5 protein-coding genes are annotated in these 8395 nt (G+C 71.7%); 4 read left to right on the forward strand and 1 reads right to left on the reverse strand.

The genetic code is table 11. From position 1 onward, the window contains the following. The first annotated feature begins 9 nt into the window (after nt 1-9). From VJS38_RS11025 to VJS38_RS11040, 4 genes are all read left to right on the forward strand, one after another. Nucleotides 10-2883, forward strand: coding sequence for a TonB-dependent receptor (locus VJS38_RS11025; protein WP_324088195.1), 2874 nt, complete (start codon nt 10-12; stop codon nt 2881-2883). 72 nt (nt 2884-2955) lie between these two features. Next, nucleotides 2956-3756 carry a chorismate mutase gene (locus VJS38_RS11030; protein WP_324088196.1) on the forward strand — a complete coding sequence of 267 codons (801 nt, stop codon included), beginning with the start codon at nt 2956-2958 and terminating at the stop codon, nt 3754-3756. A gap of 47 nt (nt 3757-3803) precedes the next feature. Next, nucleotides 3804-4934, forward strand: a complete 1131-nt coding sequence (gene hisC, locus VJS38_RS11035) for a histidinol-phosphate transaminase (RefSeq protein WP_324088197.1) — start codon at nt 3804-3806, stop codon at nt 4932-4934. Then, a complete protein-coding gene (locus VJS38_RS11040; protein ID WP_324088198.1) occupies nt 4931-5863 on the forward strand; it encodes a prephenate/arogenate dehydrogenase family protein in 933 nt (310 codons plus the stop codon). The genes hisC and VJS38_RS11040 overlap by 4 nt, the downstream gene beginning before the upstream one ends. A 101-nt stretch (nt 5864-5964) precedes the next feature. Here VJS38_RS11040 and VJS38_RS11045 read toward each other — a convergent pair. Continuing rightward, a partial coding sequence (locus VJS38_RS11045; protein ID WP_324088199.1) for an ATP-dependent DNA helicase occupies nt 5965-8395 on the reverse strand: 2431 nt, incomplete at its 5' end.

The following is an 8395-nucleotide window of genomic DNA, read 5'->3' on the forward strand; positions in this document are numbered from 1 at the left end:
GGGTATTTCATGAGTCCGAGTCGGCGTCGGCGCCCGCTGATTGCAAGCGCCGTCACAGTTGCGTCCTTCGCCGCGGCCGCGCCCGCCCCGGCCGGAGCGGCCGAGACCCCGGCTGCGGCGGCGACCGCTGCGCACGCCCTGGAGGAGCTGGTCGTCACGGCCGAGCGGCGAAAGGCCGCCATCGAGAACGTGCCGCTGGCGGTCTCCGCCTTCACCGGCGACCAGCTCGCGGCCTCGCGCCTGGACGGCCCGCGGGACCTGCTCCTGGCGGTCCCGAACATGAACTTCTCGCGGTCCTTCTTCGGCGGCTACAACATGTCGATCCGCGGCATCGGCTCGAAGTTCGTGGGCCTCTCGGGCGAATACGGCGTCAGCATCCACGAGAACGCCACGCCCTTCACCTACAGCCACATCGCCGACGCGGAGTTCTTCGACGTCGAGCGGGTCGAGGTTCTGCGCGGGCCGCAAGGCGCGCTCTATGGCCGCAACGCCACCGGCGGGACCCTCGACGTCATCACCGCGCGGCCCACCGACCAGCTCGGCGGCTGGGCCACGGCGGAGTACGGGAACTACGACTCGGTGCGCCTCTCCGGCGCGCTCAACCTGCCGCTGAACGACATGCTGTCGGTGCGCATCGCCGGCATCCGGCTGAAGCGCGACGGCTTCTTCACCAATACCGGGACCGGCGACGCCGTCGACGGCCGCGACATCGGCGCCTCGCGCATCACCGTGCGCCTGCACCCCAACCAGGCGCTCGACCTCAACGTCATGGTCGAGACCTTCGACGAGAGCGACAGCCGCTCGCGCGTCGGCAAGCCGCTGTGCATCAAGGACCCCGGCCCGAGCTCCCTGAACGGCGTCGCCGTCAGCGCCGCCAACCGCGGCCTCTTGAGCCAGGGCTGCCTGCCAGGCTCCCGCTACGGAAACGCCGCCTTCGGAACCGTGAACTCGTCCGCGACGCTCGGCGGAATCTTCCTGCCGCTGTTCGGCCTGACCCAGGGCGACCTGCTGACCGGCCAGACGCAGGACCACGACCTGCGCCACATCCAGTCCGTCGCCGATCCGATCTATCAGGCGCACTCGCGGTTCTATCAGATCGACGCCAGGTTCGCGCTCACGCCCCGGCTGAACCTGGAGTCGCTGACCGGCTTCAACTACGACCACGGCCTGTCGGTGCAGGACTACCTGCGCGCGGTCCCGCGCCTCACCTTCACGCCGACGCGGATGTTCCCGGACGGCGTGGTGGCCGACCCCCAGCTGGGCGCTTCGAACACGCTTCGCTCGTCGGATTACTATCCGACGCAGGCCAAGGAGTTCACCCAGGAGGTCCGCCTCTATTCGGACTTCGGCGGCGCCTTCGACTTCAGCCTGGGCGCCCTGCACCGCAACTTCCAGGTCCGCAGCGAGTACTTCGTACTCTCCAACGGACTGACCGCCTTCGCCCAGTTTCGCGACACGCTCGCAGGATTTCCCGGCGTCTTTCCGATCTACATCGACCCGAACACCCCGCCGGACGGCAGCGGCCACGCCTATTTCGACAACGCCGCCCTGAACCGCGCCCAGTCGGACTCGATCTTCGGCGAGGCCTATTGGCGTGCCACCTCCAGCCTGAAGCTGACGCTGGGCCTGCGCGCCAGCCGCGACCACAAGGAGAGCGAGCCCAACCCGGTCACCCTCTTCGCGCCGGCCACGCTCGCCGCCGCGCCGCCGGCGTCAGGGCAGCGGGCCAATCCGGCCTTCAACGGCGGTCGCGGCCTGCCGCCCGCGCCGCTGCTGGAGCGCGACGACGACAGCACCACCGGCCGGGCGATCGTCGAATGGACGCCGAAGCTCGGCTTCACCGACCGGACCATGGTCTATGCGAGCTATTCGCACGGCTTCAAACCCGGCGGCTTCAACACCCCCTGCGACCTGCAGAGCCCCGGCTGCGGCTCGATCTCGCCGACCTACGCGCCGGAGACCGTCGACGCCTACGAGATCGGGACCCGGAACGTGCTGGCGCACGGTCGCCTGGTCCTGAACCTCACCGCCTTCCACTACGATTACGGCGGCTACCAGGTTGCCGCGATCATCAACAAATCCTCGGTCGCCCAGAACGTCGACGCCGCGATCGACGGGCTGGAGCTGGAGAGCGTCTGGGAGCCGGTCGAGCGCCTGCGCTTCAACCTGAGCGTCGGCTGGCTGAAGACCCGCATCCGCGGCGGGGCCGTGCTCGACACCCTCGACCGCACCCAGGGCGACCCCCGCCTGTCGATCGTCAAGGCGCAGGACGGCTCCAACTGCGTGGTGGACCGCGCCGCCCTGGCCGGCCTCCTGGCCATCCAGCAGGGCCAGCCGGGCGCACGCACCGTCGCCGGCGTCACCGGCAACCCGCTCACCCTGCTGGGCGTCTGCTCGGGGTTGGCGGCAGCCTATGGTCTCTACGACTACGCGGGCATGAACGTCCTGACTGCGCCGGTCGCGGTCGACAACTCGCCGCTGCCCAACAGCGTCGTCCAGGTCGGCCAGGGCGTGCCGGTCTCGCTCCGCGGCCATCGCCTGCCCAACGCGCCGGAATGGACGCTGGCCTTCGGCGCGGAATACGGCTGGGACCTGTGGGACTGGCTCGCCACCCTGCGCGGCGACTACTACCGCCAGGGCGGCAGCTATGCGCGGATCTTCAACAGCGCGACCGACAAGCTGCGGGGCTACGGCGTGCTCAACGCCACCCTGACGCTCGCCAGTCCGCGGCGCGATTTCGACGTGCGGCTGTTCGTCAAGAACCTGACCGACGCGACGCCGATCACCGACCTCTACCTCAGCGACGACTCCTCCGGGCTGATGACCAACGCCTTCACCCTCGAACCCAGGACCTGGGGCGTGGCGGTGACGAAACGGTTCTGACTGCGCTTTTGGCGGACTTGCGCCTGCCGGCTCGATGACCTAACCGCAACGCTGATCTTCCGGGGGAGGAACATGGCCGAGAGCAAGCCCGCGTCGCCGTCGCTCGATGACGTCCGCGCGCGCATCGACGCCATCGACTCCGAGCTGCTCAAGCTGGTCGACGAACGCTCGGCGCTCGCCCGCGAGGTCGCCGCCGCCAAGGCCGCCGCCGGCGAGGCCGACCGTTTCGGCCTGCGCCCGGCCCGGGAGACCCAGGTGCTGCGCAAGCTGTTGGCCATGCGGCGCACCGCCGCCCGGCCGGCGCTGGTGGTGCGGATCTGGCGCGAGCTGATGGCCGACAGCCTGAGCCTCCAGGGCCCGTTCCAGATCGCCGTCTGGGGCGGCCGCGATCCCGGCCGGACGATGGAGCTCGCCCGCATGCGCTTCGGCGCCGCCCCGCCGATCCGCCAGGTCGCCAAGCCCGAGGAGGCGCTCGCCGCCGCCCGCGCCCGCGGCGGCGTGGCCGTGGCGGCGCTTACGCCCGACAGCGCCTGGTGGGGCCGGCTCCTCGCCGAGCCCCGGCTGAAGGTCTTCACCACCCTGCCCTGCCTCGCCGCCTGGGGGCCGCTCGCCGCGCTGGGCGTCGCCGAGATCGAGGTCGAGCCCACCGGCGAGGACCGCACCTTCTGGGTCACGGACGCCCCGCAAGGGGCCGGCGCCATTGTCGAGGCGCTGAGCCGCGACGGGGTCGCCGCCACCCTGATGCTGGAGGCCGGCGGCCTGAAGCTGTTCGTCCTTTCCGGCTTCTATCAGGCCGAGGATGCGCGGCTGGCGCGCGCGCCGGGGCGGCTCTGCGGCGTCATCGGGGCTGCGCCCGCGCCCCTGGACGTGTAAGCCCGCAAGCCTATGTCGTTTCCAGGTTTTTCGTGACGGTTGCCAAGATGTCCGCATCCCCCCCGCCCAGCGACCGCGGCAGCGCCGCGCGGCCTCTTCCCAAGCCGGGCATCCTGGACATCCACGCCTACGTCCCGGGGAAGGCCAAGGCCGAAGGGGTCGAGAATCCGATCAAGCTGTCGGCCAACGAGAACATCCTGGGCTCGAGCGAGAAGGCCCGGGAAGCCTACGCCGGCGCGGTGGGCGAGATGCACATCTATCCGGACAGCCGCACCACGATCCTCAGGACCGCGATCGCCGGGCGCTATGGCCTGGAGCCCGAGCGGCTGATCTTCGGTTGCGGCTCCGACGAGGTCTTCGCGATCCTCTGCCAGACCTTCCTCGAGCCGGGCGACAACATCGTCCAGGGCGAGTTCGGCTTCGCCGGCTTCGCCATCGGCGCCTGGGCTTGCCAGGCCGAGGTCAAGATCGCCCGCGAGCCGGACCACCGCATCGACGTCGACGAGCTCCTCAAGGTGGTCGACGAGCGTACCCGGCTGGTCTTCCTGGCCAACCCCGGCAACCCGACCGGCACCTGGATCCCGTTTTCCGAGGTCCGCCGCCTGCATGAGGCCCTGCCGCCCAGCGTGGTGCTGGTGCTGGACGGCGCCTATTCCGAGTTCGTCGGCGACCCGAGCTTCAGCGACGGGCTGGAGTACGCCCGCACCGCCGAGAACATCGTCGTCACCCACACCTTCTCCAAGTTGCACGGCCTTGCGGCGCTCCGCGTGGGCTGGGGCTATGGGCCTGCCGAGATCATCGCCGCCATGGACCGCATCCGCCTGCCGTTCAACACCTCGATCCCGGCCCAGCGCGCGGCGGTCGCGGCGCTCGCGGACGAGGACTTCCAGCGCCGCTCGATCGCCCTCGTCGACCAGTGGCGGCCGTGGCTCGAGCAGCAGCTGGGCGGCCTGGGGCTCGACGTGGTCCGCCCCTCGGCCACCAACTTCGTGCTCGTCGGCTTCCCGAAGACCGCCAGGCGCACCGCCGCCGAGGCCGAGGCGCAGCTCGCCGCCAAGGGCCTGCTGGTGCGCCAGCTCGTGAACTACGGCCTGCCCGACCATCTGCGGATCACCATCGGCCTGGAGGAGCACAATCGCGCCGTGATCGAGGTGCTGACGGACGTCCTGAAGCGATGAGCGGCGTGATCTATCCGCGGATGGCGGTGATCGGCTGCGGGCTGATCGGCTCGTCCGTCATCCACGCCGCCCGCGCCGCCGGCGTGGTCGCCGAGGTCGCAGTCGCCGACGCCTCGCCCGAGCACCGCGCCCGCATTGTCGAGCTCGGCTACGCCGACCAGGTCACCGCCGACCCGGCCGAGGCCGCTCGCGACGCCGACCTGGTGGTGCTGGCCACGCCGGTGCTGGCCATGAGCGGCGCCTGCGCCCAGGCCGCGCCCGCGCTGAAGCCCGGCGCCACCGTCACCGACGTCGGCTCGGTGAAGTCCGCGGTGGCCGAGGCGCTGAAGCCGCTGATCCCGGCGGGCGTCTTCCTGGTCCCCGGCCACCCGATCGCCGGCACCGAATATTCCGGTCCGGAGGCCGGCTTCGCCGAGCTGTTCCACAATCGCTGGACCATCGTCACCCCGCTGCCGCGCGAGGACGATCCCTATCTGGAAGCGGTGCAGCAGCTGGTCGACTTCTGGCGCGCGCTGGGCGCCAACGTCGACCGCATGGACGAAAAGCACCACGACCTGGTGCTGGCCGTCACCAGCCACCTGCCGCACCTGATCGCCTACAACATCGTCGGCACCGCCGCCGACCTGGAGGAGGTCACCCAGACCGAGGTGATGAAATACTCCGCCGGCGGCTTCCGCGACTTCACCCGCATCGCCGCCTCGGACCCCACCATGTGGCGCGACATCTTCCTGACCAACAAGGACGCGGTGCTGGAGATTCTCGGCCGCTTCACCGAGGACCTGCAGGCGCTGTCGCGGGCGATCCGCTGGGGCGAAGGCGACAAGCTCTTCGAACTCTTCACCCGCACCCGCGCCATCCGCCGCGGCATCATCGCCGCCGGCCAGGAAAGCCCCGAGGCGAACTTCGGCCGGGATCATCGCGGGCAATAGCCTCAGCCACTTCGCCAAGACGGCGCCGCTTTGGGTTCCGGTAGCGAGGCCGGCGTTTATGGATCCCGGACACCGTGCTGCGCTCGGTTCCGGGATGAGAGCTAAGGTTGCTGAGCACCTGGCGCCAAGAACCCTTCCACCGCCTCGATCGCCTCCACCAGGGTCATGCGCTGGATCGCCACCCCCTCGGGCAAGCCCGAGAACAGCCGCGTCGGGGCCTGGGCGTCGAGCATGACGAAGCAGCCCTTGTCGTCCGCCCGGCGGATGAGCCGGCCGAAGGCCTGGGCGATGCGGCCTCTGGCGACCGCATCGTCATAGCCCTTGCCGCCGAACCGCGCCCGGCGGGCCTTGTGCAACAGGTCGGGCCTGGGCCACGGCACGCGGTCGAAAACCAGCAGGCGCAGCGACCGGCCGGGCACGTCCACTCCGTCGCGCACCGCATCGGTGCCCAAAAGGCAGGCGTCCTCCTCGGCGCGGAAGATGTCGACCAGCGCGCCGACCTCCAGCGGATCGACGTGCTGGGCGTAGAGCGCCAGGCCCTTGTCGGCCAGCGGCGCGGCGATCCGCTCGTGCACCGCCCGCAGCCTCCGGATGGCGGTGAAAAGCCCCAGGCCCCCGCCGCCGGCCGCCAGGAACAGCTCGCGCATGGCCGCCGCCACCTGGCGCGCGTCGTCGCGGGCGACGTCGGTGACCACCAGCGCGCGGGCCTGGGCCGCGTAGTCGAACGGCGAAGCCAGCTTCAGCGTCTTCGGCCGGTCCGGCAGGCGCGCGCCGCCGGTGCGCATCTCGGCGAGCGCGAAGGGATCGTCCAGCGTCGGATCGGCCAGGGTGGCGCTCGTGACCAGGACCCCGTGGGCCGGCGCGATCACCGCATTGGTCAAGGGCTCGGTCGGGTCGATCCAGTGGCGGCGGCAGGCGGCGTCGACCACGCGGCCGTAGAGGAAGGTGGCGTCGAACCAGTCGACGAAATCCGGATCGTCCTCGCTGTCCTCGTCGATCGCCCGCAGCATCGAGCGCCAGGCCGGCAGGGTCATCCGCGCCCGCCGATCGAGCCCCCTCAAGGCGCCCTCGATCCTGGCCCGCTGGGACGGCTCGAGGGTCGCGGCCTCGGCGTCGAGGATGTCCTCCAGGTGGCGGGCCAGCGCCAGCAAGGGCGCCTCGATCTTCGCCAGCGCCGCAGCGGCCTCGCGGGCGGTCTCGCGCACCAGGTCGAGCGCCGGGCGGGCCGCGCACTCCATGCCGACGTCGGAGGGCGTGGCCCGCGCCCGCAGCTGCTCCAGCACCGCCACCAGGAAGCCCTCGATCGGCCCGATCGGGTTCACCTCGCCGTTCGGCGGCGCAATCCGCCCCGACCAGCTCTCGCCCGGCAGGGCCGCGGCCGCGCGCGTCGCCTCGACCAGCGCGCGCTTGGCCTCGTCATGGTCGCCCAGCACGTCCATCAGCCGCGCCTCCAGGCCCCGGCCGCGCCGGCCGCGCCCTTCGGGCCCGCGGATCCAGCGGCGCAGCTCGGCCGCCTCGGCCCCGGAAAGCGCCGCGGAGAAGGCGCTGTCGGCGGCGTCGAACAGATGGTGGCCCTCGTCGAAGACGATGCGCTTGAGCTGGCTGGTCTCGCCGTCGGCCTTGGAGCCGCGCGCGGCGCGGGCGCCGTCGAAGGCCGCCTGGGTCAGCACCAGGGCGTGGTTGGCGATGACGATGTCGGCGCGCCGCGAGCCGCGGATCGCCTTCTCGACGAAGCAGGTGCGATAGTGGGCGCAGCCGGCGTGGATGCACTCGCCGCGCCGGTCGACCAGGTTGCCGGCGCTGGCCTGGGCCGCCGGCGAGACGGCGAAGAGCGTCGGCAGCCAGGCCGGGAAGTCGCCGCCGGTCATGTCGCCGTCGCGGGTCGCCCGCGCCCAGCGCGAGGTCAGGCCCAGGCCGACGAGGTCGCCGTTGCCAAGCTGGGCGGCGTTCACCGCATCCTGGAAGTTCAAGAGGCAGAGGTAGTTCTCGCGCCCCTTGCGAACGACCGCCTTCTTCGCCCGCACCCTGGGGTCGGGAAAGATCGCCTGGCTCTCGCGCTCGATCTGCCGCTGCAGCGCCCGCGTGTAGGTCGAGACCCACACCGCCGGCCCGTTCGCCTCGGCCCACAGCGACGCCGGGGCCAGGTAGCCGAGCGTCTTGCCGACCCCGGTGCCCGCCTCCGCCAACATCATGCGCGGCTCGCCCTCGCGCTCGCGCGGCTGGAAGGCGAAGGCGGCCTCGGCGGCGAACTCGGCCTGGGCGGGCCTGGCCTCCGAGAGGCCCGCCTGGGCCAAGAGCGCCTTCAGCCGTTCGGCGGCGCCCGCGGGCTCGATCGGCCGCGAGCCCGCCTCGCCGGCCGGCGCCTCGGCCTCCCACTCGGCGAGCCTGGCCCAGGCGTCGAGGCCGGACGAACGGAACATGTTCCCCACCGGGGCCGAGCGCAAAGCGCCGATCGCCGCCGGCCCCCAGGCCCAGCCGGCGCGCGCCAGGGTCTCGGCCAGCGCCAGGGCTTCCTCGCGGCTGGGGGTCGGA

Source organism: Phenylobacterium sp., from assembly GCF_035276905.1.
Lineage (GTDB): Bacteria > Pseudomonadota > Alphaproteobacteria > Caulobacterales > Caulobacteraceae > Phenylobacterium.

Excerpts from the sequence above, each read along its gene's own strand:
- VJS38_RS11025 (WP_324088195.1), top strand. The coding sequence starts at position 10 with ATGAGTCCGAGTCGGCGTCGGCGCCCGCTGATTGCAAGCGCCGTCACA.
- VJS38_RS11030 (WP_324088196.1), top strand. The coding sequence starts at position 2,956 with ATGGCCGAGAGCAAGCCCGCGTCGCCGTCGCTCGATGACGTCCGCGCG.
- hisC (WP_324088197.1), top strand. The coding sequence starts at position 3,804 with ATGTCCGCATCCCCCCCGCCCAGCGACCGCGGCAGCGCCGCGCGGCCT.
- VJS38_RS11040 (WP_324088198.1), top strand. The coding sequence starts at position 4,931 with ATGAGCGGCGTGATCTATCCGCGGATGGCGGTGATCGGCTGCGGGCTG.